The organism is Microbulbifer agarilyticus (genome assembly GCF_001999945.1).
GTDB classification, from domain to species: domain Bacteria; phylum Pseudomonadota; class Gammaproteobacteria; order Pseudomonadales; family Cellvibrionaceae; genus Microbulbifer; species Microbulbifer agarilyticus_A.
The window spans coordinates 702,764-729,108 of sequence record NZ_CP019650.1 but is presented as its reverse complement, the minus strand read 5'-3'; the positions used below and the strand labels follow the sequence as shown (position 1 = coordinate 729,108).

Here is a 26,345-nt window from a genome sequence, read left to right as displayed (position 1 = left end):
ATCGTCATCAATTGCGCGCGCGCAGCAGTAACAGTCCATCCTGCTGCTGCATGTCCACACGACTCAAAAAACTATTGCCCAGCAGTGTCACAGTGGGGAAATCACTACCCAGTACGGTAGCCTCCACGTTGTGTACCGTGATACCACCGATGGTGACACTCGCCAGCTGCAGCCTGTACGCTTTTTCGACGCCGCTGGCGGTAGAGACCGTCATGGGCCTTGCCCGCGACAGGTCCAGCCCCAGGCTTTTGGCCGTGGGGTAATTAAACGCAATACTCGTGGCTCCAGTATCCACCATCACATTCACACGGCGCCCATTTATCCACGCAGTGGTGCTGTAATGGCCGCGGCTGTCCGGATTCAGGCGTACTTCAGCACGCTCGGCCTTGGCATAATTTGCCGCTACCGGCGCCGCCAGGGTCAACTTCTGTTCGCGCCCATCAATACGCACCAGTGCATGGTCATTGGTTACCGACACCAGTGTCACGCCCTCAGGTGAGGTTTTACCGGACTTCAGCAGGCGCTGCTTGCCGTCCACCTCAAACATGGCACTGCTGCCGAAAATGGCCTGCAAACGCACTTCCTGTGCACTGGCAATGGCTGGCACTAACAGCGTGACAGCGAGTATGAATAAACCGCGCAGCTTCATGGGCATCCGGCCTCAGAGTGTGTGAATCAGATAAGCCGTGCCCTGCAACACCAGCGCGGCGTAAATTCCTGCCAGTATATCGTCCAGCATGATCCCCAGACCACCGTGCACACGGCGGTCAGCCCAGCCGATGGGCGGGGGCTTGGCGATATCGAAAATTCTAAACAGGACAAATCCGTACAGGGCCCACAGCCAGCCCACCGGGGCCATAAACATGGTGAGCCAGTAGCCGACAAATTCGTCCCACACGATGCCGCCGTGGTCGTGCACACCGAGCTTCTTGGACGCGGCACCGCACAGGTAGCAACCCACGACAAAGGTGATAACAAGAACCGCCAGATAGGCCAGCGGCGACAGAAACTGCAGTCCGTACCAGAGAGGTACCGCCGCGAGAGTCCCGAAAGTTCCCGGCGCCTTTTTGGCTAAACCAGAACCAAAGCCAAACGCGAGAAACAGCACCGGGCTGCGCAAAAGCTCGGCCATGGTTGGCGTGGGCTTCGGGGTGGGACCTGAATTCGTTGTCGAGTTGGTGCTCATGCTGTTGTTATTCTCCACCGCTTAAAAGTGTCGGAAGCTGGTGCCGCTCGGCTGCCAGTCGACCCCGTGTAATCGACACCGCACGCCGCTTTCCGCAGTCATACGACCGATGGCCGCAATCGGTAACTGCAGCTCCCCCAATGCATGCAAATGCTGCTCGGGGACAGTAAAACAGAGCTGGTAATCATCACCGCCGGTAAGCGCGGTTTCCAGGGCGCCCTCGCCTTTTACACTCTGTGCCAGTGGCGCTATCGGCAAACGCTCCACATCCAGCTCGGCACCGAGATCACTGGCCTCACAGATATGCGCGAGATCCCCGAGCAGGCCGTCAGAAATATCCAGTGCGGCACTGGCATATTTGCCAATGGCTCGGGCCACCGCGAATTGCGGCTCCGGGAAATAATAGGCCGCCTCGGTTTGCTGTTGCTGTTCCGCACTGCCTTCGATATCACCCAGCACAATGGGCAATGCGGCGGCGCCGGCACCCAGTGTGTTGGAAACAAAAATGTGATCGCCAGCACTCGCGCCATCGCGCCTTAGTGGCGCATCACAGGCACCGGTGACTTGAATCGTGATCGACAGCGGCCCCTTGGTTGTATCACCACCGATCAGCGTTATGCCATGCAGGTGGGCGGTCTCAGCAAGCCCGCGCGCGAACGGTTCTAACCAGTCGGGATTGCTCTCGGGCAACGTCAGCGCAAGCGTAAACCACAGGGGGTCCGCATTCATCGCCGCGAGATCCGAAAGGTTGACACGCAGCGCGCGGCTGGCAATACGATAGGGGTCGGCGTTTGCAGGAAAGTGCACATCCGCCACCAGGGTATCGACACTGGTGGCGAGCGTTTTACCGGTGGGTGGATTCAGCAGCGCGCAGTCGTCGCCAATGCCCAGTTCTACACCCTGGTTGGCATAACCCTGCCCCCAGAATTGGACTGGCCCTCGGTTTGAAAGCGAGAGGAAAAGTACTCCCGAATCAGTTCAAATTCACCGGGGCCAGGCATGCGCGGTTTAGCCTTTGTCGGCTTTTACTTCGACGCTGCGCTCTTTCACTGCAACCTTGTCGAGAATGCCGTTAATAAACTTGAAGGCATCGGTAGGGCCGAACTTTTTCGCCAGCGCAACGGCTTCGTTGATCACGACTTTATAGGGGACGTCGATACGGTTTTTCAGCTCGAAGGTGGACATGCGCAGCAGCGCGCGAGACACCGGGTCGAGCTCTTCGACGTCGCGATCCAGGTATTCGGTGTAGATACCTTCAACCTCGTCGAGATTTTTCGCCACGCCGTGCAGCAACTCGTGAAAGTACGGCACGTCGGTTTTGCTCATATCGTTGTCGGTACGAAACTCGGCTTCGATGGCATTCAGGTTAGAGCCAGCCATTTGCCACTGATACAGGGCCTGCATGGCGTAGTGGCGAGCCTTGCGGCGGGCAGATGCGGTTACGGTCATTTCAATTCAGTCCGGTTTAGATTTTGCCCAGCAGGGAAACCATTTCGAGGGCGGTTTCCGCGGCTTCACAGCCTTTGTTGCCGGCTTTGGTGCCGGAGCGTTCGATGGCCTGCTCGATAGAGTCTACGGTGAGGACACCGAAGGTCACAGGGATGCCGGTATCCATGGATACCTGGGCCAGGCCTTTGGTACATTCACCAGCTACGTATTCGAAGTGCGGGGTGCCGCCGCGGATCACTGCACCCAGTGCAATGACGGCGTCAAATTTTTTGCTCTGGGCAATTTTTTGCGCGGCCAGCGGGAATTCGAAAGCACCCGGGGCGTAGTAAATGGTGATGTCTTCTTCTTTGATGCCTTTGCGACGCAGGGTGTCCAGCGCGCCGTCTTTCAGGCTCTCCACAACGAAGCTGTTCCAGCGGCTCACCAGCAGTGCGTACTTACCGGTGCTGCCTACGAAATCCCCTTCGATAACTTTGATCTTGCTCATGGTCTCTTTCCGTTTCTGTTTTCCACTTTGAGCCCTTGGTATCTCTTTGGCCCTAGAGCAGTGGCGGCGGAGCACCGGGTATAAGTTTTCAGGACCGCTGTGAACCCATCCCTGGGCGCTGCGGCGCAAACTTCCTGTTTGCGACGCTCCTGAAAACTTATACCCGGCCCTCCGCCTTCGATTCAAAAATACGGGGTCTTACACCCCATGTTTTCCTAAATTTCTTCCGCGTTCAGGTACTCTTCAACTTCCAGGTCAAAACCGGAAATTGCGCTGAACTTGAACGGCGCACTCATCAAACGCATTTTGCGCACTTTCAGATCGCGCAAAATTTGCGAGCCGGTACCTACCTGCTTGTACACCAGATCCTGGCTCGGGCGCTGTTGCTTGCCGCTGATCAACCAGTCGATGCTCTCTTCAATCTCATCGGTGGTTTCGTTGTGGCAAATCACCACCACGACACCCTTGCCCTCTTCCTTGACCTTTTTCAGCGCACTGCGGAACGTCCAGGGTTCGTACTTTTCGTCACCGCGGCGCAGGCTAAATACATCGCGCAGGGTACTGGCCACATGTACACGCACCAGGGTCGGTTCTTCCGGATTGAAGTCACCGAGGCTGAAGGCGAAGTGGCGTTCGCGGCGCGCTTTGTCGAGGTAAGTGCGCAGCTTGAATTCACCGAACTCGGTGTGTACACGACGCTCGTTCACGCACTCAACGGTTTTTTCATTAAGGGCGCGGTAGTTAATCAGGTCGGCGATGGTGCCAATCTTGAGATTGTGCTGCTTGGCGAATTTTTCCAAGTCCGGGCGGCGGGCCATGGTGCCGTCTTCGTTCATGATCTCGACGATGGCGGCAGCGGGCTCGAAACCGGCCAGGCGAGCCAGATCACAACCGGCTTCGGTGTGGCCGGCGCGGCTCAGTACACCACCGGGCTGGGCCTTGATCGGGAAGATGTGGCCCGGCTGCACGATATCGGACGGCTTGGCGTTGCGGGCAACGGCTGCGCGGATGGTGCGGGCGCGGTCGGCGGCGGAGATACCGGTGGTAACGCCTTCGGCAGCTTCGATAGAGACGGTGAAGTTGGTGCTGAACTGGGCGCCATTGTCACGGGACATCAGCGGCAGGTCGAGCTGCTCACAGCGGTCGCCGGTCAAGGTCAGGCAGATCAGGCCGCGGGCGTGGGTGGCCATAAAGTTGACGTCTTCCGGGCGCACCTGTTCGGCGGCGATGACGAGGTCACCCTCGTTCTCGCGATCTTCGTCGTCCATCAGGATAACCATTTTGCCCTGACGGATATCGTCGATCAGTTCTTCAACGCTATTCAGTTCCATAACTCTCTCAATATTGTCGTCGGTGCCTTAGGGACCCGTACATTTATGTCTTTTCGCTTCAGGCCTTGTAAAAGCCATGCTGGGCGAGAAATTCCATGGTCAGTCCGTCGCTCTTCGGCTCGGCCGCGGCATCCCCCAAGAGTAGCCGCTCCAGATAACGCGCAATCAGGTCGACCTCCAGGTTCACCTTGGTGCCAGCCTGATAACCGCCAATCACCGTTTCCGCGATGGTGTGCGGCACGATGGTGAGCTCGAACTCCGCACCATCCACCGCGTTTACGGTGAGGCTGGTGCCATCGATGGTGATTGAACCCTTGTGGGCAATGTATTTGGCCAACTCTGCCGGTGCGCGCAGGCGGAACTGCTCGGCGCGGGCAGCGGGCTTGCGCCAGACTACTTCACCAATGCCATCAACGTGGCCGCTCACCATATGCCCACCGAGGCGGGTCTGTGGCGTGAGTGCCTTTTCCAGGTTCACCTTGTCGCCGAGTTTCCAATCCTGCAGGGTGGCGACGGCGAGGGTTTCTGCGGACACATCGGCCCAGTAGCCATCGCCAGGCAGGTCGACCACGGTCAGGCAAACGCCGTTAGTGGCGATACTGTCACCCAGCTTGACGTCAGACAGGTCAAGCTTGCCGGTCTTTACGCGCAGGCGCAGGTCCCCGTCCTTCGGCTGAAGGGCAACGATCTCACCTACGGCTTCAACGATTCCAGTAAACAATTCAGTTACCTTTTAACTACCTGTTGCTAACCCATACCGGCGGTTAGCGCTCGATATCGGTGGTCGCGGTAATCCGCCAGTCGTGACCAACCGCCCGCATATCGGTAATGGTGATGGGCAGCATGGAGCCCATACGCTCGATTGGCAGCTCAAACAGCGGCCGGGCGCTGGAGCCAAGTATCTTGGGCGCCATGTAGACGATGATTTCGTCCACATGACCCTGGTACATAAAGGCGCCAGAGAGGGTCGCGCCACTCTCGACCAGCACCTCGTTGCACTCGCGCCGGGCGAGCTCTTGCAATAATTCACCCAGATGCACTCGGCCTTCTTTATCGGCAGGCAGCACCAGTACCTCGGCACCGGCCTTCTCCAGGCGCGCGCGGCGCTCAGGCTCCGCAGCATCGGTTGTGACCACCAATGTGGGGGCATCCCCCTGCAAAATAAAGGCCTTGGCGGGGGTGCGCAGCTGGCTATCGACGATGACCCGCAGTGGCTGCTTCTCTGCGGAAGCTGCGGCCAGCTCCGCCGACAGCGCCATCTCTTCCGGGCGCACATTCATATTCGGGTTGTCGTAACGCACCGTATCCACACCGGTGACCACCGCACAGCTACGAGCACGCAGCGCCTGCACATCCGCTCGCGCCGCCGGGCCGGTAACCCATTTTGACTCGCCACTGGCCATGGCGGTGCGGCCATCGATGCTCATGGCAGACTTGCTGCGCACCAGGGGCAATCCGAGGGTCATGCGCTTGATGAACCCGGGGTTCAGCGCCCGGCAGGATTCTTCCAGCAATGGGCCTTCCACTTCAATGCCCGCATCGCGCAGTTTTTGTAACCCGTTGCCACTGACACTGGGGTTGGGGTCTTCCATACCGAATACCACCTTGGCCACGCCAGCGGCGATCAGGGCATCGGCGCAGGGGCCGGTTTTACCGGTATGACTGCATGGTTCCAGGGTGACATAGGCGATTTTGCCGCGCGCCTGCTCACCGGCATCCCGCAGCGCTTCGATTTCTGCATGGGGCTCGCCGGCACGCTTGTGCCAGCCCTCACCGACAATACTGCCGTCAGCATCCGCGATGACACAGCCAACTCGGGGGTTGGGCATGGTGGTGTAGAGGCCGCGCTCCGCCAATTGAACAGCGCGGGCCATCAACTCTCTGGGGCTAAAGGCCATTACTTGACCTCCCCTGGTGACTTCTCGTGGGGCAGGTTCTCGTGAGGCGTGTTCAGGCGCTCAATCTCGTCACTGAAATCGCTGACATCCTCAAAACGACGATATACGGAGGCAAACCGCACGAAAGCCACCTGATCCAACTCCCGCAGCTGCTCCATCACCAGTTCGCCGATATGCCGGGCGGGCAACTCGCGCTCGCCGGTGGCCTGCAGGGAGTGCTTGATCTGGGCGACCGCAGCTTCTACCCGCTCGGTGCTCACCGGACGCTTTTCTACCGCGCGCTGGATACCGGCACGCAGCTTGTCTTCATTGAAGGGCTCGCGATGGCCGTTTTGCTTCACTACCCGCGGCAGGAGCAGCTCGGCAGTCTCAAAGGTGGTAAAGCGCTCGTGGCACTGCAGGCACTCACGACGGCGGCGTACCTGGTCACCATCGGCAACCAGGCGGGAATCTACGACTTTGGTTTCATCTGCGCTGCAGAAGGGACAGTGCATGGGGAGAGGGCCCTCGAAAAAGTGGGCCGCAGTTTAACACATAAGTGCTATTTCCCCGCTATTCGGGCCCAACGAGGGGCACGTGCAGAGCCGGGTTCTGGATAAAGAAATTGACAGGGGTCAGAGATAGGTTCTGCTAGGCAGCACACTGATCGCAAAGACAGGGCAACTCCAGTGCCGGGCTCAGCAATTGCCACCCGGCATCGGCGGCCCCCTTGCGCAAGGTCTTTACCACTTCACTTTTAACCGCAATTTCCTTCACCGCACCACAGTTTTCACAAATCAAAAACTGCGGCGTTTCGTGGTCATGGTGACAGGCGATATGGGAACAGGCGACAAATTTGTTGGCGGAAACCAGCTTGTGCGCCAGGGCGTTCTCCACCAGAAAGTCCAGCATCCGGTAGACCGACATCCCCTGGATTGTCTCGCCGGTCTCTTCCCGGTAGAGGTCGACAATTTCGTAAGCGGAAAGCGGAGCGGGCGACTTCAGCAATAGCCTCAGGATACTTTGGCGTTTTTCGGTAAAACGCACGCCATTTTCACTGCAGCGCTCGCTGGCACGCTGCATGACCTGATTAACCTGAGTCTGCTTCATTCGAGGCTCCATTCTGCAAGGCCAACGATTCTAGCACCTCTGACATTCGGTCTAAAATCGCCACCCCGCCTACATGACCGCCTAAGGAGTCTGAGGTCCTCAGTTAGAGGCTTTCACGCTCAATAATGCGCTGCCAGAGCTTGTGACGCAGGGCGAGCACACGGGACTTAGTCGCAGTTGGAATCCAGGTACGCTCCAATTCCTGCGCGCGTGGATACACCGCAGGGTTATTCAGTAGCGCCGGATCCACCAGATCCTGAGCCGCCACATTCGCATTCGCGTACTGGGTTTCGTTGCTGATATTGGCAATGACACTAGGCTGCATCAAATAGTTGAGGAACTGATAAGCCGCATCCACATTCCGCGCATCGGTGGGGATAGACAGCACATCAATCCACAGCGGAAACCCCTCTTTCGGCATCACATAGCGGATCTCAAAGTCTTTACCGGCCTCTGCGGCCATTTCCTGAGCGACGAGAACATCGCCACTCCAGGCGTGGGCAATACAGCGCTCACCACTGGCCAACTCTTCGACATATTCACCGGAGTCAAAATCGTTGATATGCAGGCGCACCTTAGACAGCAAATTAGCCACCATGTACTGGTGGGCAACACGCATGGAGTTAGGGTCTTTCTCCAAATACTTGAGCGCAACGTCGAAAATTTCTTCCGGTGAACGCATCAGGGTGGCGTTGCAGTGGTGCAGTTTGCCAAGAGATTCAGGGTCAAACAGCAGGTCCCAGCTATCCTCCGGCAAATAACCGCCGAAAGCTTTTTGTACAGCTTGTACGTTATAGCCAATGCCGACCGTGCCCCAGAGATAGGGGAATGCGTACTGATTGCCCGGATCAAACTGATCCAGACGCTGCATAAATTTAGGGTCGTTCTGGGACCAATTATCGATACGGTTGCGATCGAGTTTTTGCAGCTGCCCTGCGGCAATGTACTTGGGAATATTGTCGGAGCCCGGCACGATCACATCGAAACTGCGGCCTTCATTCAGCCAGAGCTCCTCGAGCTCTTCGATATCGTCAAACTCGTAATAGTGGACCTTGATACCGGTAGCGGCTTCGAAGTCGGTAAGGGTGTCCTCGGCGATATATTCCGACCAGTTGGCGACGTGCAGCTCACGCGCCTGGACACTCACACTGAAGGCAAAAACGGCGGTCAGGATGACCAACAAATTGGAAACTGGACGCATGCTTTACTCTCGTTCCGCAGCCATGCTGCGCGGTGGCTTCAGCGCTTTGCCGCGGCACTCCCGCCTAACCAGCAAAGCCTCGAATCCTGAAACCGCTCGGACCCGAAAGTTTCGGTCACTTACACAGACCGTTAAGTCAGCAACACTTCCCTGATGCCGCCAAAAACCCTAAGCAAATACCGCGCCGACGGGTGCCAAAATACAGACCCGAAGTTCACTTCGGTTTTGAGGGCGCGTATTAAAACAGAATCAGCAGTCTGTTTTACAGTCCAGCGAGATGATTTTTTAACTTAATTGCAACACAAAGAAAAAAGGCCCCTCTAAAGGAGCCTTTTTGATACAGAAGTGCTTAGCTTCAGTCTTTGTAGACCGGGAATTTCGCACAAATATTGAGCACCTTCGCTTTCACCTCGGCGATGGTTGCGTCTGCATCGCCCTTCTCCAGCGCGTCCAGTACGTCACAGATCCAGTTGGTGAGCTGCTTGGTCTCTTCCACGCCGAAACCGCGGGTGGTGATGGCCGGGGTGCCAACGCGCAGGCCGCTGGTGATGAACGGGGAGCGCGGGTCGTTTGGTACCGCGTTCTTGTTTACGGTGATGTTGGCGTTGCCCAGGGCTTCGTCTGCATCCTTACCGGTGTACTCCTTGCCAATCAGGTCCACCAGCATCAGGTGGTCGTCGGTACCGCCGGAAACAATATTGATACCGCGGTCGAGGAAGGTCTCTGCCATCGCGCGCGCGTTCTCAACAACTTTCTGCTGGTAGTCCTTGTACTCGGGACTCATGGCTTCCTTGAAGGAAACCGCTTTGGCCGCGATCACGTGCATCAGCGGGCCGCCCTGGCCGCCCGGGAATACCGCGCTGTTCAGCTTCTTCTCGATCTCTTCATTGGCCTTGGCAATGATGATGCCGCCACGCGGTCCGCGCAGGGTTTTGTGGGTGGTGGAGGTCACCACGTCTGCGTGAGGAACCGGGGACGGGTATACGCCCGCGGCAACCAGACCGGCAACGTGCGCCATGTCGACCATCAGGTAGGCACCTACCTTGTCGGCGATTTCACGGAAACGCGCCCAATCCATGATGCGGCTGTAGGCGGAGAAGCCGGCAACGATCATCTTCGGCTTGTGCTCCAGCGCCAGGCGCTCAACTTCGTCGTAATCCACTTCACCGGATTCGGCGTTCAGGCCGTACTGCACCGCGTTGTAGATCTTGCCGGAGAAGTTCACTTTGGCGCCGTGGGTCAGGTGACCACCGTGGGCCAGGCTCATACCCAGCACGGTGTCGCCCGGGGCACACAGTGCCTGGTATACCGCGGCGTTGGCCTGGGAACCGGAGTGCGGCTGCACGTTGGCATAGTCGGCTCCGAACAGCTCTTTAGCGCGTTCAATAGCCAGGGCTTCTACCTTGTCGACGTACTCACAGCCACCGTAGTAACGCTTGCCCGGGTAACCTTCGGCGTACTTGTTGGTCAGGCTGGTGCCCTGAGCTTCCATCACCTGCGGGCTGGTGTAGTTCTCCGAGGCGATCAGCTCGATGTGCTCTTCCTGGCGGCGGTCTTCGTCCTGGATGGCAGACCACACATCCGGGTCGTATGAAGAAAGGGTGACTGATTTATCAAACATGGTATTCCCTCGGATGATAAGGCGCGAATCGCGCAAGCATAATCTCGACAAGGGCAAATACCGACCCGTTATGACCGGCCCGCCCCCAGAAAGCGGCGCATTGTACACCAAGGGAGGCGCTGCAGCGCAAAGGGTGCACATGAAACAATTTCAATTCGGGCCGCAGTTTTGCTCAAGCAGACAATAAGAGAGCACGCAAGCCGGCCTCTCTAACGTCCAATTCTGGCTTCGCGGGTTACAGCAGCGCGCTGTAGCCAGCCACATCCACCAGCTGGCCACGATAGCCATACACCTGCTCGATCAATGCTGGCTGCAGCAGGTCAGCGGGAGTACCGTCGGCCTGGATACGACCTTGTGCCAGCATCACCATGCGATCGGCATAGCGGGCGGCGAGGTTGAGGTCGTGGAGCACTGCGATCACCGCGGTCTTCTCGTCGGCCACTTCCCGGGCCAGTGCCAGCACTTCGTGCTGGTGCTTGAGATCGAGGGCGGAGGTGGGTTCGTCCAGCAGTAGGATCTTTTCATCGCCGGGGTCGGCGAGGCTGAGCTGCGACAGTACGCGGGCCAGCTGCACCCGCTGCTTCTCCCCGCCAGACAGGCTGGGAAACAGGCGGTCGCGCAAATGCCACACGTCGGCACACTGCATATAGTGCTGGATGCGGGTTTCCTGCTCGGCACGCGACAGACTGCCGGGCCCAAGGCCGAGCTGCACAACTTCGCGGCAGGTAAAGGCAAAATTCAGATTGGAGTGCTGCGCCAGCAAACCGTAGCGGCGTGCCAAAGACCTGCGTGCGGTTTGAGAACGGTACCAGTCTGCCTGAGGGCGGCCGAGCAGCTGAATATGTCCGGCGTAATCCAGCTCCCCGCTGATTGCGCGTAACAGTGACGTCTTGCCACAGCCATTGGGGCCAAGCAGCGCGGTCACTTCGCCGCAGTGAAAGCTCAGGGAGATATGTTCCAGCAGCGGCGATTCTGCGCGCGGGTAACGAATCGAAAGATCAGAGATTTCTAATAACACGGTGATTCCTCCCCCTTAAAAGATCTGGCGACGCTGCTGCCACAGCAGGAACAGGAAGAACGGCGCCCCGATAATGGCGGTGAGGATTCCCACCGGTAATTCAGCCGGCGCAAACACACTGCGTGCAATGGTATCTGCCACAGTCAGCAACAAGCCACCGAGCAGTGCGCTGTAGGGAATCAGAAAGCGGTGGTCCGGTCCACGCAGCAGGCGCACGATATGCGGAACTACTAAGCCTACAAACCCGATAATCCCGGATACCGAAACCACGGCGCCCACGGCGATGCCATTTAGCACAATGATCTGGCGTTTCAGGCCGAGCACATCCACCCCCAGGTGGCGGGCTTCAGACTCCCCCAGCAACAGGGCGTTGAGGTCGCCAGCTCGAAGCCAAAGCAGGACGCTACTGGCAATAAAAATACACCCAGTGACCAGCACCGAGGTCCAAGTAGCCCCCGCCAAGGAGCCCAGCTGCCACATGGTCATGTCTCGCAGCGCAGTATCGGTCGCCACGTAGGCGAACATACCGAGCACCGCCCCAGCCAGGGCCGAAACCGCAATACCGGCCAGTAGCATCATTACCACCGAGCGCCCGCGGTCACCCAGGACATACACCAGCCAGGTAGCCAGGATTGCACCCGCGCTGGCAAAAGCCGGTAACAGGAACCACTGCACCTGTTCAAACAAAGTGCCCATCCAGGCACCGAGAGTACCGGCGAGCACACTGCCAAATACCAGCACAGTGCCCGCGCCGACCGCGGCGCCCGAGGAAACTCCGATAATGCCGGGCTCCGCCAGCGGGTTGCGGAACATGCCCTGCAACACCGCACCACACATGCCCAGAGTGCCGCCCACGATCAGGCCAAGCAGCAATCTCGGCAGACGGATTTCACCGAGCACCAGGGCGTACTGGTCCGGCACATCCAGATCCAGAGCACCCGGCCAGCTCCAGTGCAGCAATCCTGCTACCACGTCTTGCCAGGTAATATGCATAGCGCCCACCGCTAGAGAGAGGCCACTCCCCAGCAACAGCAGTGCGGTCAGCACTGGCAGCAGGCTTTTATCACTCAGGCGAAACTCCACAGGACGGATACCTCAATTCGATCATCTTCGCGCACAGGGACGCTGCCCGATGCACCGCCACTATACCTTCTATCAAGCCTTCCATCAGGCCTTATCCCGGGCCTTACAACAGGCTTGCGCTCGCTCCGGAGCAACCTTACCGGTCTACGGAAATCTTATCGTTCAACTTTTTGGCCTCACGCAGGCTAGCCAGCCCCAGACCACCTAGTAATGCATAGCCATCCACCGCGAAAAATGCAGCTCGCTTTCCTGCCGGGGTAAGCTTGAGCAGCGGTTGCCACACCAGCAATTCAGCACCATCGCGCAACTGCTCCGCCTGATCATCGGAAAACAGGATCCAGTCCGGGCGCAGTTCAACCAGTGCTTCGTCGGACAACTGCTTGTAACCGTCAAATGTCACCACGTTCACACCGCCAGCCAGCCGAATCAGGCTGTCCGGACTGGTACCAACCCCAGCTGCCTTTAGGCCACGGCCACTCTGCGCGCGCACAAATAAGATGCGCGGCGGTTGCGACAGCGCCGCGCGCGCACGTGCCAGAGAAGCCAATTGTTCCTCGACGCTTTGCTTCACCGCCTCTATGGGCTTACCTAGGACCTCTCCCAGTCGCTGGATATTTTCCAATAGTTGTTCGCCACTCTCCGCCTCGGGCAATTGCACGATTTCCACGCCGGAGTTTTCCAGCAGTGTCAGCGTGTTTGCTGGCCCCATATGATTGCCCCCCACCAACAATTGTGGGTTCTGTGCCAGCAGGCCCTCGGCCGGCAGATGCCGGTAGTAACCAACCACTGGTAGCGCACGAAAATCTGCGGGCAGACGCGTTGAGGAATCCACTGCGATGAGACTGTCACCGCCACCCAATGCAAGCACCAGCTCGGTAATGGAGTGTCCCGCGCTGATCACTCTCTCCGGCACCGCCAGGGCAACACTGCTGACGAGCATCAGTGCGGAAGCTCCGAACAAACGGGAGAGTGAGCGCTTCCATTTCCATCTCCAATTACAAGGTTTCGGAAAATTCATAGTGCAAATCCAGTCGAAAAAATCTTATTAATCGTTTATCGAGGCGAGCATTTACGGCGCACTCGCCGTATGTGGCTGCAAGGCAATCTCAGCCACTTCCACGCCCTGCTTCTGCAGTAGCGCAAACAGATCCAGCATCCGCTGCACCGGAACATTGCGGTCGGAAGCCAGCGCAACGGGGCGATCCGACTCTGCAGCCAACAACGTCATCAACGACCGCTCGAATTCCGCTTGTGTGCGGAAACCCTCGCCATCAATACCCCAGAGTTCGGGGCCATCATTGGAGAGTGAAATCGTTAGTGGGTGCGTAGGCATGGTGGCAGCGGCGTGTTCGCTGGCCGGCAAATCCATTGGCAGCGATGCCAGTCGCATATTTGCGGTCAGCAGTAAAAACACTAAAACAATAAAAATAATATCCAGCAGCGGCGTCAGGTCAGGTGCCAAATTGGCCATGGAAAACTGCCGGGAGCTTTCCGGACTGACACGAATCACAAGGCCGGCTCCGCAATATTCACCACATCGCGCACGCAGGCTTCCGGAGTTTTACAACACGGGTCCAGTCCTTCGAGCCACAGGTTACCGCGGTTAAACAAATGCTCGAGGTCCGCCACCACCCGGTCGCTCCAGATGGCTAGCAGGTGTGCGCCGGCAATAGCCGGCAGCGCGACGATGAGGCCAGCGGCCGTTGTACTAAGAGCCATACCCAGACCGTCGGCCAGTAGCGCAGGCGTCACCGGTTCGCTACTGCCGGAAAGGCCGGCAAACATTCCGATCAGCCCGAGCACAGTACCGAGTAGCCCCATCAGGGGACTGATAATGCCAATCACCATTAACAGGCGAAGTCCGCTGTGCAAGCGGCGACGTTGATCCTGCAGCCAAACTGCGGCGATCTCTTCCCGCTGGCTTTTTTCCACCTTGCGGTGCTGCAACAACAGAGCGATTGCCTGGCTCGCCAGCGCCCGTTCTGTTTCGCATTCCAGCGCGAGTCGGTCGAGGCCACTCTCATCGGAACACTGCAAACGTTTAAAAGAACCACTAATCCCTCGGTGACCGGTGCTCAGCAAAAACCACAGGCGCTCCCCGAGAAGCGCCAAAGCCAGTGCAGACACCACAAGCAAGGGCCAACCCATAAGGCCGAGCTGAATAAAAAAATCCGCTAGGGAGAGGTGCTCGAACATTTCGATCTCAAAAATTTCCGTGGACCGGTTTATTTACCAGTGTTTTTTCACAAGTGATTTCTAGAGTAATTCTCACAATTGGCATGCCTTTAGAGAGCAAACCGTATTGGCAGCTGAACACGGGAAACACGCGCGCGGCCGCCCTCCCGATAAGGAAGAAAATTCCATCCGGCAACGGCTTTCAGTGCCGCTTCGTCCAGACTGTCCACACCGGAGGATTTCAGTAAGCGACGCACCACCTGGGCACCAGCCTGATCCAGCTGTACCTCCACTACCACCGTTCCCTGTTGTCGGCGTTTGCGTGCCAGCTCTGGATAAACCGGGGCACCGGGTGGGCTGGCGAAAGCCGGGCGCTCAATCAATACCGGCTCATCGCTCACGCTCTGTTGCGTGCTTTTCGGGGCGCTCGCCTCATCCTGCGGTTTCGTTTCCGCTGCAACCTGAGGTTGTGCAACTATCGGCTCGGCCTTTTTCTGCGCCGGTTTGGTTGTGGGCTTTGGCGGCGCAGGCTTTTTCACTGGCTTGGGCTTGGCAACCGGCTCAGGTTTTACAGGTTCTGGTTTAGCCGCCACCGGTTTTGCCGACTCGGGCTTTACCGGTACTGGCGCCTCTACCGCTTGCGGTGCTGCCGGGGCAGCAGCGAGCTTGAGCTGGCCAAGCTTTAGCGCCGTGGTACCTGAGGGTGCCTGATCCACATCAACGGCGGGCGCAGCCCACAGCAGCCATGCATGCAGGGCAAACGAGCAGGACACCATAATCAGCAGGCGCTGTTTCACTTTTCTCCGCCCTCTCAGTAACTGCAGCGCAGGTTAGCAACTTGGGACTGTTTAATCAAATGTAAATCGTTCGCATTTACAATCATGCTTTCATCAACTACCATGCGCGGCATTCGTACTTACCGAGCCAATGAATTTTGGGGACAGCGCCTACGGCACAGCACTCGGTAGCAGTTATCAGGGAACGTCAAATACAAGGGGCATGTTCATGGGTCACATCAAATCACTTCGCATCCACCCTCTCACCGCGGCCGTTCTGGCCTTAAGCGCAAGTACCGCGGTGGCGCAGGAAAACACTTCAGGTCAGCCGGTAATCCAATTTGGTGAAGTGCTGGTTGCTGCCGATCGCAACCCGGCAGCCAAGGAAAAAGACGAGAGCATCGTTGTGGTTGAGCGCGCTCAGCTGGAAGAGCAACAGCCCGAGTCCATTGCACAAGCGCTCAAGTACGAGCCTAATATCGAAGTGGTCGGTGGCCCGCGCTACTCCAACCAATCGCCCAATATTCGCGGCCTGTCTGAAACCCGTGTCCTGCAGACCATTGACGGCGCACGCCAGAACTTCAATTCCGGTCACCGCGGCACTTACCAGCTGGACCCGGAACTGTTGAAGCAGGTAGAAGTGAAAAAGGGCCCGGCCTCCAGCCTGTGGGGCTCCGGCGCAATTGGCGGCGTTGTCGCGATGTCCACCAAAAGCGCGTCCGACCTGCTAAGCGGTGACGACACCTTCGGTGGCTATGTGAAAGAAGAGCTCGGCACCAACGGCAACTCTAACGAAACCACGGTTGCCGCCTATGGCCTGTCCGGTGACTTTGACTATCTGGTAAATGCTTCCGTATCCGAAAACGACAACGTGGAGATCGGTGGCGGTGAAGAGCTGGCAGACAGTGCCGGCGAGAACACCGCGCTGCTGGCCCGAGGCGGCTTCAAAATCAGCGACAACCAGCGTGTCGACATCTCCTTCCGTCACAACAACCGTGATGAAGCAGTACCATCCAATCCGAACGCAAATGTTGGCACTAGCTCTCCGCTGGTTGAGCGCGACATTACCGACCAGAACGTTACCGCTAACTACTGGGTACAGGCGCTGGAAGGCAAACACACCTCCAGGTTCACCGTTTACCAAAACGACACCCAGTTTGAAGAGTTCCGCCCGACCCAGGGTGACTCTTCCCTGGGTACTTTGGGTCAGAACGACAACACCGAAGTAACCACCACCGGTATCGCCATCAACAATGCTACCGAAGGTTTCGGTGCGCAATGGGTATACGGCTTGGATTGGTACCAGGACGACGTGACCACCGTACGTGACGGCGACAATCGCCCAGAAAACATGAATGCGGACACCGACGTAATGGGTGTTTATGCCCAGGCCGCCTTCACCTTCGGCGAAATCTTTACCCTGACACCGGGCGTTCGCTACGATCGCTTTGAAGCGAAAAGCCAGCAGCTGGCGGATTCCGCTCGTGACGACAGTGCGGTATCTCCGTCCCTGTCTGCAGAGGTGAAGGCAACCGAATGGCTGTCCCTGAGCGCAAGCTACGCCTCAGCCTTCCGCGCACCTGGTGTTGAAGAGATGTACACTCAGGGCACCCACTTCTCCTATGGCGATTTCAGCTTTGCTGGTCTGGGCTTCCTTGCCAACACCTTCATTCCAAACCCGGATCTAGAAGCGGAAGAAGCCAAGAACGTCGAGCTGCGTGCCGACATGTCGTTCAGTGGTCTCGCCACCAGTGAAGATCAACTGACCGTCAGCACCGCTGTGTTCCGCAACAAAGTGGACAATTTCATCGAGCAGGTAGTGATCAACCCGCACTTCATGTTCGGCTTCCCGATGAACACCACCTACCTGAACGTCGACAAGGCTGAACTGAAGGGTTTCGAACTGGGCGCTAACTACCTGGTAAGCGATCTTGAGCTGGGCCTGAACTACGGCCAGACCTCCGGTAAAGACCTGTCCGACGATAGCTACCTGAGCAACATCCCTGCGGACAAAGTGGTATTGGATGTGGGCCACTACTTCCTGCAGCGCGACCTGAAGGCGGGCTTCCGTACAACGTTCATTTCTGCGCAGGAACAATTGCCAGAGGAAGAGACCCGCGAGTTTGGCAAGTACAACCTGACCGACGCTTACGTCACCTGGGAGCCAGCCACCGGAAGCCTGAATGGTCTCAAACTGGGCCTCGCTATGGATAACCTGACCGACGAAGAATACCGGGTAGCCTTCCAGGAACTGTATATGCCGGGCCGCAACATTAAGCTATCCGCAAGCTATCGCTTCTAATCTACAACTTTAAAGCCTAGGGCCAGCACGAACGAGCGACCTCCGCGGGTGATAACTTGACAAACGATTGCCGACAGGTTGTTTGACAAGTTATCACCCGCGGAGGTCGCGGCCCTCGAAGCCCAGAAGCCCGGGACTTTGTAGCCCGCCGAATCTGCGGTGGCCATTGCGCAAACAACCTGTCGGCAATCGTTTGCGCAATGGCCACCCCAGCTTCGGCTAGTTCAGTAATTACGAGATACTTTTGGTGTTATTTATGCAGGATAAGGTACAAGAACTGCTCGCTAGTGAAGCTGGATTCACTTTGGAGCAAATGGCGAAGAAACTCGAAACCAGCGTGCGGGAAATCATTGCCTACCTTCCTCAGGAAATGGCTTCACTGGCTGGTAGTGAAGATGTGTGGAGCCTGATCGGAGAATTGCCCAGTTGGGGCAAGGTGACCGCGATTGTGCAAAACGAAGGATCGGTATTCGAGTTCAAGGGTGAATTCCCCAAGGGCAGTTTTGCCCATGGCTACTACAACTTTATGCACCACAAGAATCCCTTCCACGGCCATTTGCTGGTAGATGGCATCGTGGAGATTGCGTTTGTCAGCAAACCGCACCGCGGCGCTGAAAGCCACTCCATGGTGTTTTTGGCCCCCAGCGGTAACTGCGTATTTAAAGTGTTTCTGGGCCGCGACGCCGAACGCAAGCTGATCCCGGAACAGGTAGAACGATTCAAACAATTGAAGCAGCTGGCAAGCGTCAGCGCTTAACTTTCTCAGGGGAGATACGGATATGACCGAACAAAATAACCAAGTACCCAAAACCGACGATGGCGCTGATCTGGTAGCCGAAGTACGCGACTTTATTGCCACCCGCAAACTGCTGAATCTCGCGAGTCTGGCAGAAGATGGCCAACCGCACGCGAGCACCGCTCCTTTCCTCGCCGCCGATGGCAACTTCTACCTGTACGTGTCCGACCTGTCCGAGCATGCCGCAAACCTGAAAACGAACAGCAAGGCATCCGTCATTTTCAATGCGGACGAAGCCGACACCAAACAGGCCTTCGCCCGTTTGCGTGTCACCTTCAACGTAGCTGCGAGCATGATCGAGCGCGGTGGCGAAGCTTTCCAAAACCGCATCGAGCAGCTGCGCGAAAAATTCGGTCCGGTAATGGATCACCTGAAAGACCTGGAAGACTTCAACCTGTTCGAGTTGAAGCCCAGTGCCGGACGTTACGTAAAAGGTTTTGGCCGCGCCTACGCTCTGGAAGGCCTAGAAAAGCAGGTTGCCCTGCATCTGAAAGATGGCCACAAAGAGAAGAAAAGCGACGCAGCCTGAGACTGAAACGAAACTGCAACGCTATTGCAATCGTCACTTGCTACTTTGGTAACAAATAACCAAAGAGCAATAATTATGACTTCTCGCTTAGGCTTTCTGCTTCCCCTTGCTTTCCTCACCGCCTGCGTCGCTAACCCGGCGCAGCAACCCCTGACCGCCACCGGTACCCTCGTGGAACAAAATGGTAAGTTTTACCTGCAAGGGCCCAACGCGCGCTACCACCTCAATGCCATGCCGCAACTGAATTACGAGCGCTACCTCGGTCATCAGCTGGTCATTCAGGGTGAAATCCCCAGCTATTGTCACCAAGCCTGGGAAGATTCTCAGTTGGGTGGCGACGCAGGTGCAGTAGCCCCCAATCAGGTGGACTGGTCCGACTGCCTGGAGGCCGATAAGGTCAGCCTGCTGACCGCAAACGGTTCACGCCTAGTGTACGATTGGCAAGAAATTGAACTGCGGGATTATCATTTCTAAGCATCCGGAACTGGCGAAAAAACACTCAAAACAGTGCGCTCCGGGCTTTCCGCGGCGCACTACCCCATCCAACCTTCTCCAAACCCCTCCACCACCGCACATCAACTTGATCCATATCAAATCCTATTTTCCGTAGCGGGCAACAATAGCTCCATTGGAACTACGGCATGCGCTATGGAGATGCATGATGCACAAGATCTACCAACAGCTCTGCTGCGATCACAAACAGATGCAGCAATTACTCGATGCATTTGAGGGCTTACTGGAGCAACTCGGCAAGCAGGATAGAGACCCCGCCACCCTGCCACTTATTCTGGAGGCTCTCGACTACTTTTCTGTCTACCCGGACCAGTGGCATCACCCAATCGAAGATCTGGTCTTTGAGCAACTGCTGGGGAAATCAGTGGATGTGCGCGACGTGATCAACAAAACCCTGCGTGAGCACAATCAGATCGCAGATTCGACCCGCAAGATGGGTCAGCTATTTTATGCGGTGGCAAATGACGCGGCGGTAGAAAGGGAGCAGCTATTCAATTCAGCGCAGGAATATATTGTGCTGCAACGAAAACATATGCAGCGGGAGAACGAAATCTTGCTGCCGCTGGTGGCAGATCTGCTAACACCGGAAGATTGGGACTGCATTCAGGAAAAAATTCACCAGCGTCAGAGCGCGCACTTTAACGCTGGAGTGAAGCGACTCTACCAGGCAGTTTACAAAGATGTAGCCAACTCTGTGCCATTGGAGACAACCGCATAAAAGCGATTCGAAGAATCAGTTTTCGTAACTGCAATGGGTGCCCGCCAATTCACTGAGGGCAATAGGATCCAGAATGGTGACGGAGCGCCCTTGCACACGAATCAATTCCTGCTTTTGGAAGCGGGAAAGCAGGCGGCTCACGGTCTCGGCAGTAAGACCCAGATAGTTTGCGATATCAATCCGCTGCATGGAAAGTACAAAATCACTGGCGGAGTAACCACGACGCGAATATCGACTGGAGATGTTCACCAGCAATGCTGCCAGGCGACTGTCCGCCGAGCGTTTACCCAACAGTAACAGCGCTTCATTTTCCTGTTTTAATTCTTCAGAAAAAATACTGTAGATCTGCTTCTGCAAAGCCGGCACTTGCTGAGCGAGCCCTTCCAGTTGCGTAAACGGCAGTACACACACGCTGCTTTCCTCGAGTGCCTCGGCATACCCCGGGTGCATGCCACCACTGTAGGCATCCAAACCGAGCAGCTCACCGGGCAAAGCAAAATGCGTAACCTGGGTATCGCCATCGGCACCAATCACCGCTGACTTGAAGCTGCCGGAACGGATCGCGTACAGGCTGTCGAAGGGGTCGCCGGCACGGAACAGCGTTTCACCAGCGCGCACGACTTTCTTCTTGCGGGTGACCTGTTCCAGGCGCTCAATATCGCCATCGCTTAAACCCACCGGCAGACATAATCGGCGTACGGAGCAATTGCTACAGCTAACAGCAGGAGAAGTTTTTTTCATCGGACTACCGGTTCACCAAACGCGTGTTTGATCCATGTCGTTGTTTGAATTGTATCCATTCACCGCCCCTAAAGCACCCGCGAATAGCGCGCAGCCGTCTCGGTACTATGCAGATAGGAATCAAACGCGGCGGCCGCATTGCGCAGGAACCAGCGCCCACGCTCGGTGACGAAAAGGTCACCCTTCGTCTGCCCCAGTAAACCGTCGTCAAACATCGGCTGTAGACGGGCGAGCTCTGCACCAAAACCGGCTGCGAACGGCAGCCCGGTACGTTGCTCAATCTCGCGTTTGTCGATACTCAGGTGGCACATCAATTCCATGATCAGCCACTGGCGCAGGCGGTCGTCATCGGACAGCTGCCAGCCGCGCGAGATCGCCTCACCGCGCTCACTAATAGCCGCGGCATACTGCTTTAGACTGTGCTGGTTCTGCCAGTAGCCATCCTTGCTGTAGCTGATCGCCGAGGCCCCGAGCCCCACCAACGCATCCGCAGGCATCAGCGTATACCCCTGGAAATTGCGTGCGAGGCGCCCCTCTGCTGCCGCCTGCGAGAGTGCATCCTCCGGGCGCGCAAAATGGTCCATACCGAGGAATACATAACCGGCTTCTGTGAGCCGGCGAGTTGCCGCCAGCTGCATGGCAATTTTTTCGGAGGGCGCGGGCATCAGGTCAGAATCGATCAGGCGCTGGGACTTGAAGCGCTCCGGCAGGTGCGCGTAGTGATATAGCGCAATGCGGTCGGGCGCCAGGTCGAGCACCGCATCCACAGTCTTCTCCAGGCTCGCCACATCCTGCCCGGGCAGGCCATAGATCAGGTCATAGGAGATAGACCCAAAGCCCTTGGCGCGCGCATTTTCAGTCAGCTCACGCACCTGCTCCACACTGCATACCCGGTTAATCGCGCGTTGTACGTCCGGGTTGAAGTCCTGAATACCCAGGCTCAGGCGGTTAAACCCGAGTTCACGCAGGGTATCCAGCGTTTCAATTCCCAGCGTGCGCGGGTCTGCCTCGATGCTGTATTCGACATCGTCATCCGTACGCAGGTCGAAGATGTCTCCGAGTCCCTCCACTAACCGGCGCAGGTCGCCATCGTTAAGGAAGGTAGGCGTACCCCCGCCCAGATGCAGCTGTACCACTGGCGCGCGAGCTACCCGATCGCGGTACCACTGCGCCTCTTTTAGGACATTCTCCAGATAATGCGATGCCAACCCATACTGCTGGGTAATTACCTTGTTACAGGCGCAGAAGTAACAGAGAGAGCGGCAAAATGGGATGTGTACGTAAAGCGACAGCGTTTCTACGTCTTTCAGCGCCTGCCACGGCTGTATCTCGCCATCATCTCGCCCGCCGCCTTGCTTCCCCCCTTCCAAGGCAACAAAGCGGTCGGCGGTGGGGTAGGAGGTATAGCGCGGACATGGGCCCGCGTATCGTGACAGTAACTCCGCCGACAAGAGTTGCTCACGGGCGTGGGGAATACGGCCTTCGCTAACAGCGGCATCGACATGGTTGACCATCTGAGGGGTACCTCTGATCCTGACTTGCGCGGTGGAATGTCAGGCAGCGTACCCCCCGGTCTGCCCCCGACAATTGACCTAGATCAAGCGCCGGGAGCTTTGCTCTCAGTCACCCACCGGGCGCCGGAACAAATTTTGAATAGAAGAGAAGTCCAGCGCGCTGTTGACCGCATCCCCGCCATGCAGCTGATAGAGGTTTTTTGCCAGCGCGCCCAGCGGCGTGGATGAGGCACTCCCCGCTGCGGTATCCATGGCGAGACCCAGATCCTTCAACATTAGTGCGACCGAAAAACCGCCGGTATATTCATGGCTCGCCGGTACCCCCTGCATCACTCCGGGATACGGATTGTACTTTTCCAGAGACCAGTTGCCGCCGGAACTCGCGCACATGATCTCGGAAAGCACCGCGGGATCGAGACCGTTGTCCACCCCCAGTTGTAGCGCTTCGGCGGTACCGATCATATGGATCGCCAGTAGCATGTTGTTGCAGATTTTTGCCACCTGCCCGCTGCCGGCAGGGCCCGCGTGAAATATATTCGCCCCCATGGCCTCAAGTATCGGGCGGGCAGATGCTATGGCCGCTTCCTCCCCGCCACACATAAACGACAACGTGCCGGCCGCAGCTGCGGCAGTACCGCCAGATACCGGTGCGTCCACCGCAGCAATTCCCCTTTCACCTGCAGCGGCAATAACCTGACGCGCGTCGTTGGCGGCAATGGTGGAGCAGTCGATAAGTAGCACTTCCGGGCGCATGGCCTGAATCAAGCCATGCACACCGAGATACAACGCCCGCACCGCTTCGCCACTGGGCAGCATGGACACCACGACATCGGCATGTTCAATTGCCGCCAGCGCGCTATCGGCTTTGACACAACCGTTGGTGACAGCGCTCTCCAATATCGTTTGGGACAGGTCAAACGCAGTTACGCTATAACCCGCTTTGACCAGGTTCGCCGCCATGGGGCCACCCATATTGCCGAGACCAATAAACGCTACTTTTTTCATTCGCATATGTCCTTCATCCGCATACATCCTTTTTCATTATTTTTGCTTTATCCATTACTGCCCTTTCGCCAGGCGAAAGCGTGACCTTCGCACGGAAAAAGTCAGGTTAATTACTTGCAAAGATACGCGGGGTCGCCTGCAAATTCACCTTCTCTACACAGAAAACCAAGCGGCTCCGCATTTCCATTGGCCTTTAGCACTACGCCCCTGTCTAGGGGGATGTCCCCCGTTGTGCCCCAGCACTAATCTGGACGCTGCGGTAAAGGCCGATCGAAGCCCCTGCTGTGTCATATATGCGTCATATATGTGTCACGAAATTCGACGAACAATTCCAACAAAATAATAACGGTACACAGCGATGATCAAACCCATTTGTGGTGGTCGAACCCGACTGCCGGTACTCTCCTGTCTGTTTATCACCCTCTTCTCCGCGCAAGCTTCCGCAGAATGGTATTTTCGTGGCACCCCCAACGGTTGGTCTGCCGATGCCATGACGGCCGTAAGCAGCAACCAGTTTGAAACCTGCCAGAGCTTCGCCTCCGGCGATGCCAATGGCGGACCGCGATTCAAGGTAGACCGCTACGGTGACTGGCAAGAAAACTACCCGACATCCGATTACGGTGTGGCGGCAGGCCAGAGCTACACAATCACCTTCTATAGCGACAGCACATCAATACAGGTCGCGGAAGTTGCCAGTTGCGATGACACCCCCGGTGGTTTCCAGAGCAACCTGCCCAGCCTGTTCTTCCGCGGCACCCCCAATGGCTGGGGTACCTCTGAGCTAACGCTGGTCGACGACAACACCTGGCAGGTGCAGGTCAATTTCGATGGCCAGGCAAACCAGCGCTTCAAGCTCGACGTAAACGGTGACTGGAGCCGGAACTATGGAGACAACGGCGCAGACGGCACGCTCGAGCAGACCGGCGCCGATATCTTTACCGGGGTCACCGGTGAATATCTGCTTACGGTCAACGACGCCAGCCTGACTTACACCTTGGAAAGCGTCGCGTGTAGCAACAATTGTGGCGGAGAGGTACAGACCCTCGGCGCAGTCTACAACGCAGCCGAAACCCGCTTCTCACTCTGGTCCCCGGATCACAGTGATGTGCAGCTGGTACTCGACGGCCAAAGTTACCCGATGGACAAGGCCCCGGACAGTAACGACCTGACCGACGTATATTCGGTTGCCGTCAGCGGCGACTGGAAACTCAAGCCCTATTACTTTGTGGTGAACGGTAATTCCGTGCGCGACCCCTACGGCCGCATGGTGGAACCCAACACCAATAACAACATCGTGATGGATCTGGACAGTACCGATCTACCCGGCGGCTGGTCTGCACGTCCGGTCATGAACGCCCGCGAAGACGCGATTATTTACGAAGTACATGTACGCGATTTCACTATCGCGTCAGAGTCCGGTGTAAGCAGTAACAAACGCGGCAAGTTCCTCGGCATGGTAGAAAGTGGTACCACCTACAACGGCGTCGCCACCGGCATCGATCACCTGAAGGAATTGGGCGTAACCCATGTACAGTTATTGCCTTCCTATGATTTCGGTTCCTGCCCGGATGTGACCGACAACAGCTGCTACAACTGGGGCTACGATCCGCGCAACTACAGCATCCCGGAAGAACGCTATTCGCTGACGCCGTTCGACTACGAGAACCGCGTGCGCGAGTTCAAGCAGATGGTGGATGAATTCCACAAGGCCGGCATCCGCGTGATTATGGATGTGGTGTACAACCACACCTACGCCAAAGAAATGTTCGAACCCATTTCCACCAGCTACTACACCCCGACGGACCTGTCCGGTACCGGCAACAGTATCGATGCCAATGTGCCGATGGTGAGTCGCATGATTCGCGACTCACTCGAGTACTGGGTGGAGGAGTACAACATCGATGGCTTCCGCTTCGACCTGATCGGGATTTTCGATTACGACGAAGTGGAAGAATGGGGCACGCACCTGAACGCCACCTTCCCCGACAGAAACCTGCTGATCTACGGCGAACCCTGGAACGGTTACGCTTCCGATCCGCGCGAGCTGGAGCGGGTACGCCTCGGCACTATCGGCCGTATTCATGAGGCGCGCGTGGGTGTGTTCAACCCCAAATTCCGCGAGGCGATCAAAGGTCAGAACGATAACGGTGGCTGTAACCCCGGGGACTGCTATGCGTTTAACAACAATCCGGACACTTGGCGCATTGAAGTCGGCAGCCGCGGCGCGTTGCGCTATAGCAACAATGCCAACACCAACATTGATTTATGGGACCCGATGTTCGCCATGGACCCGGAGCAGAGCATCAATTATGTATCCGCCCACGATAACCTGAGCCTGCGCGACAAGATCCTGCAGTGGGCCGACCTGAACGGTGTCAGCCGCGATAGCGGCTACCTGCGACGTATCCAGATGTTTGCCAACGGTATCGTACTCACCAGCCAGGGCATTCCATTCCTGCACGGCGGTGTGGAACTGATGCGCGACAAACAGGAAGACCACAACAGCTACCAATCGCCGGATGCCATCAACCAGTACTACTGGAACTGGAAGATCGACAACGCCGATGTGTACGACTACTACCGCGATGTGATCGCGCTGCGCCGTGCGCACCCCGCGTTCCGCCTGACCACCTGGGACGCGGTTAACCAGCACGTGACCAGTAACCGCCCGCGCTACGGGGTGATGGTCAATCACATTAACGGAGCTGCAGTGGGAGATAGCTGGAGTGAAATACTCGTGATCTATAACAGCGCCGATAATTACACCCACAGCCTGCCTGCTGGCGAATGGAAGGTAGCAATGGAGAAGTCGGATCCGGCCGCAGGTAACGGGCGTGTGGTCTCAGGTTCAGTAGTGGCTGAAGGCACCTCCGTGACGGTGCTCTACCGCGACTAAATCCTAACCCACCACAC

General features: G+C 57.1%; 28 protein-coding genes. 7 read left to right on the top strand and 21 right to left on the bottom strand.

What is annotated here, in order from left to right:
* Window positions 1–7 precede the first annotated feature (7 nt).
* The 3 genes from Mag101_RS03025 to thiL are packed head-to-tail and all read right to left on the bottom strand — an operon-like array spanning window position 8 to window position 2,050.
* Entirely contained in the window at window positions 8–655 is a 648-nt protein-coding gene (locus tag Mag101_RS03025) for a TIGR02281 family clan AA aspartic protease (protein ID WP_232325114.1), read from the bottom strand.
* A gap of 6 nt (window positions 656–661) precedes the next feature.
* The gene (locus tag Mag101_RS03020; RefSeq protein WP_077400614.1) at window positions 662–1,186 is read right to left on the bottom strand and encodes a phosphatidylglycerophosphatase A; all 525 of its coding nucleotides are present in this window, start codon (window positions 1,184–1,186) and stop codon (window positions 662–664) included.
* Window positions 1,187–1,207: 21 nt separating this feature from the next.
* Window positions 1,208–2,050, bottom strand: coding sequence for a thiamine-phosphate kinase (gene thiL, locus Mag101_RS03015; protein ID WP_232325193.1), 843 nt, complete (start codon window positions 2,048–2,050; stop codon window positions 1,208–1,210).
* On the opposite strand from thiL, the gene Mag101_RS18095 reads away from it, so the two are divergent.
* Window positions 1,988–2,134 (top strand): hypothetical protein, encoded by a 147-nt coding sequence (locus tag Mag101_RS18095; protein WP_232325113.1) that lies wholly within the window; start codon window positions 1,988–1,990, stop codon window positions 2,132–2,134. The genes thiL and Mag101_RS18095 overlap by 63 nt on opposite strands.
* 60 nt (window positions 2,135–2,194) lie before the next feature.
* Here the strand turns inward: Mag101_RS18095 and nusB are convergent, their stop codons facing one another.
* From nusB to Mag101_RS02940, 15 genes are all read right to left on the bottom strand, one after another.
* The gene (nusB, locus tag Mag101_RS03010; protein ID WP_077400612.1) at window positions 2,195–2,635 is read right to left on the bottom strand and encodes a transcription antitermination factor NusB; all 441 of its coding nucleotides are present in this window, start codon (window positions 2,633–2,635) and stop codon (window positions 2,195–2,197) included.
* A gap of 16 nt (window positions 2,636–2,651) precedes the next feature.
* Complete coding sequence (gene ribE / locus Mag101_RS03005) at window positions 2,652–3,122, bottom strand: 6,7-dimethyl-8-ribityllumazine synthase (protein WP_010131707.1); 471 nt, start codon at window positions 3,120–3,122, stop codon at window positions 2,652–2,654.
* A gap of 215 nt (window positions 3,123–3,337) precedes the next feature.
* On the bottom strand, window positions 3,338–4,453 hold the full coding sequence (gene ribBA, locus Mag101_RS03000) for a bifunctional 3,4-dihydroxy-2-butanone-4-phosphate synthase/GTP cyclohydrolase II (protein ID WP_077400609.1): 1,116 nt from the start codon (window positions 4,451–4,453) through the stop codon (window positions 3,338–3,340).
* Between the two features lie 58 nt (window positions 4,454–4,511).
* A complete protein-coding gene (locus tag Mag101_RS02995) occupies window positions 4,512–5,174 on the bottom strand; it encodes a riboflavin synthase (protein ID WP_077400605.1) in 663 nt (220 codons plus the stop codon).
* Between the two features lie 43 nt (window positions 5,175–5,217).
* Entirely contained in the window at window positions 5,218–6,327 is a 1,110-nt protein-coding gene (ribD, locus tag Mag101_RS02990) for a bifunctional diaminohydroxyphosphoribosylaminopyrimidine deaminase/5-amino-6-(5-phosphoribosylamino)uracil reductase RibD (RefSeq protein ID WP_418287758.1), read from the bottom strand.
* A 23-nt stretch (window positions 6,328–6,350) separates the two neighbouring features.
* Entirely contained in the window at window positions 6,351–6,845 is a 495-nt protein-coding gene (gene nrdR / locus Mag101_RS02985; protein ID WP_077400598.1) for a transcriptional regulator NrdR, read from the bottom strand.
* A gap of 136 nt (window positions 6,846–6,981) precedes the next feature.
* A complete protein-coding gene (locus tag Mag101_RS02980; RefSeq protein WP_077400595.1) occupies window positions 6,982–7,440 on the bottom strand; it encodes a Fur family transcriptional regulator in 459 nt (152 codons plus the stop codon).
* 103 nt (window positions 7,441–7,543) lie between these two features.
* Complete coding sequence (locus Mag101_RS02975) at window positions 7,544–8,641, bottom strand: extracellular solute-binding protein (RefSeq protein ID WP_077400592.1); 1,098 nt, start codon at window positions 8,639–8,641, stop codon at window positions 7,544–7,546.
* A gap of 355 nt (window positions 8,642–8,996) precedes the next feature.
* Window positions 8,997–10,262, bottom strand: a complete 1,266-nt coding sequence (glyA, locus tag Mag101_RS02970; RefSeq protein ID WP_077400589.1) for a serine hydroxymethyltransferase — start codon at window positions 10,260–10,262, stop codon at window positions 8,997–8,999.
* 235 nt (window positions 10,263–10,497) lie between these two features.
* Complete coding sequence (locus Mag101_RS02965; protein WP_077400586.1) at window positions 10,498–11,280, bottom strand: heme ABC transporter ATP-binding protein; 783 nt, start codon at window positions 11,278–11,280, stop codon at window positions 10,498–10,500.
* A gap of 15 nt (window positions 11,281–11,295) precedes the next feature.
* Complete coding sequence (locus tag Mag101_RS02960) at window positions 11,296–12,363, bottom strand: FecCD family ABC transporter permease (protein WP_077400583.1); 1,068 nt, start codon at window positions 12,361–12,363, stop codon at window positions 11,296–11,298.
* Between the two features lie 136 nt (window positions 12,364–12,499).
* On the bottom strand, window positions 12,500–13,303 hold the full coding sequence (locus Mag101_RS02955) for a heme/hemin ABC transporter substrate-binding protein (protein WP_198040071.1): 804 nt from the start codon (window positions 13,301–13,303) through the stop codon (window positions 12,500–12,502).
* 129 nt (window positions 13,304–13,432) lie between these two features.
* Window positions 13,433–13,873 carry an ExbD/TolR family protein gene (locus Mag101_RS02950; protein WP_077400577.1) on the bottom strand — a complete coding sequence of 147 codons (441 nt, stop codon included), beginning with the start codon at window positions 13,871–13,873 and terminating at the stop codon, window positions 13,433–13,435.
* Window positions 13,870–14,559, bottom strand: a complete 690-nt coding sequence (locus Mag101_RS02945) for a MotA/TolQ/ExbB proton channel family protein (RefSeq protein WP_077400574.1) — start codon at window positions 14,557–14,559, stop codon at window positions 13,870–13,872. Before Mag101_RS02945 ends, Mag101_RS02950 begins: the two co-directional genes overlap by 4 nt.
* 89 nt (window positions 14,560–14,648) lie before the next feature.
* Window positions 14,649–15,335 (bottom strand): energy transducer TonB, encoded by a 687-nt coding sequence (locus Mag101_RS02940; protein ID WP_077400571.1) that lies wholly within the window; start codon window positions 15,333–15,335, stop codon window positions 14,649–14,651.
* Window positions 15,336–15,543: 208 nt separating this feature from the next.
* On the opposite strand from Mag101_RS02940, the gene Mag101_RS02935 reads away from it, so the two are divergent.
* From Mag101_RS02935 to Mag101_RS02915, 5 genes are all read left to right on the top strand, one after another.
* Complete coding sequence (locus tag Mag101_RS02935; protein WP_198040070.1) at window positions 15,544–17,616, top strand: TonB-dependent hemoglobin/transferrin/lactoferrin family receptor; 2,073 nt, start codon at window positions 15,544–15,546, stop codon at window positions 17,614–17,616.
* 256 nt (window positions 17,617–17,872) lie between these two features.
* Window positions 17,873–18,373 (top strand): heme utilization cystosolic carrier protein HutX, encoded by a 501-nt coding sequence (gene hutX, locus Mag101_RS02930; RefSeq protein ID WP_232325112.1) that lies wholly within the window; start codon window positions 17,873–17,875, stop codon window positions 18,371–18,373.
* A 22-nt stretch (window positions 18,374–18,395) separates the two neighbouring features.
* Window positions 18,396–18,941 (top strand): pyridoxamine 5'-phosphate oxidase family protein, encoded by a 546-nt coding sequence (locus Mag101_RS02925; protein WP_077400562.1) that lies wholly within the window; start codon window positions 18,396–18,398, stop codon window positions 18,939–18,941.
* Window positions 18,942–19,016: 75 nt separating this feature from the next.
* Window positions 19,017–19,415 carry a hypothetical protein gene (locus Mag101_RS02920; protein WP_077400559.1) on the top strand — a complete coding sequence of 133 codons (399 nt, stop codon included), beginning with the start codon at window positions 19,017–19,019 and terminating at the stop codon, window positions 19,413–19,415.
* Between the two features lie 187 nt (window positions 19,416–19,602).
* On the top strand, window positions 19,603–20,172 hold the full coding sequence (locus Mag101_RS02915) for a hemerythrin domain-containing protein (RefSeq protein WP_077400556.1): 570 nt from the start codon (window positions 19,603–19,605) through the stop codon (window positions 20,170–20,172).
* Between the two features lie 15 nt (window positions 20,173–20,187).
* Here the strand turns inward: Mag101_RS02915 and fnr are convergent, their stop codons facing one another.
* The 3 genes from fnr to mmsB form a co-directional block, all read right to left on the bottom strand.
* The gene (fnr, locus tag Mag101_RS02910) at window positions 20,188–20,850 is read right to left on the bottom strand and encodes a fumarate/nitrate reduction transcriptional regulator Fnr (RefSeq protein ID WP_232325111.1); all 663 of its coding nucleotides are present in this window, start codon (window positions 20,848–20,850) and stop codon (window positions 20,188–20,190) included.
* Window positions 20,851–20,981: 131 nt separating this feature from the next.
* Window positions 20,982–22,427: an oxygen-independent coproporphyrinogen III oxidase gene (hemN, locus tag Mag101_RS02905; RefSeq protein WP_077400549.1), complete on the bottom strand. Its 1,446-nt coding sequence runs from the start codon at window positions 22,425–22,427 to the stop codon at window positions 20,982–20,984.
* 105 nt (window positions 22,428–22,532) lie between these two features.
* Window positions 22,533–23,432, bottom strand: coding sequence for a 3-hydroxyisobutyrate dehydrogenase (gene mmsB / locus Mag101_RS02900; RefSeq protein WP_198040069.1), 900 nt, complete (start codon window positions 23,430–23,432; stop codon window positions 22,533–22,535).
* A gap of 358 nt (window positions 23,433–23,790) precedes the next feature.
* On the opposite strand from mmsB, the gene Mag101_RS02895 reads away from it, so the two are divergent.
* The gene (locus Mag101_RS02895; RefSeq protein ID WP_077400547.1) at window positions 23,791–26,328 is read left to right on the top strand and encodes an alpha-amylase family glycosyl hydrolase; all 2,538 of its coding nucleotides are present in this window, start codon (window positions 23,791–23,793) and stop codon (window positions 26,326–26,328) included.
* Window positions 26,329–26,345: the final 17 nt, after the last annotated feature.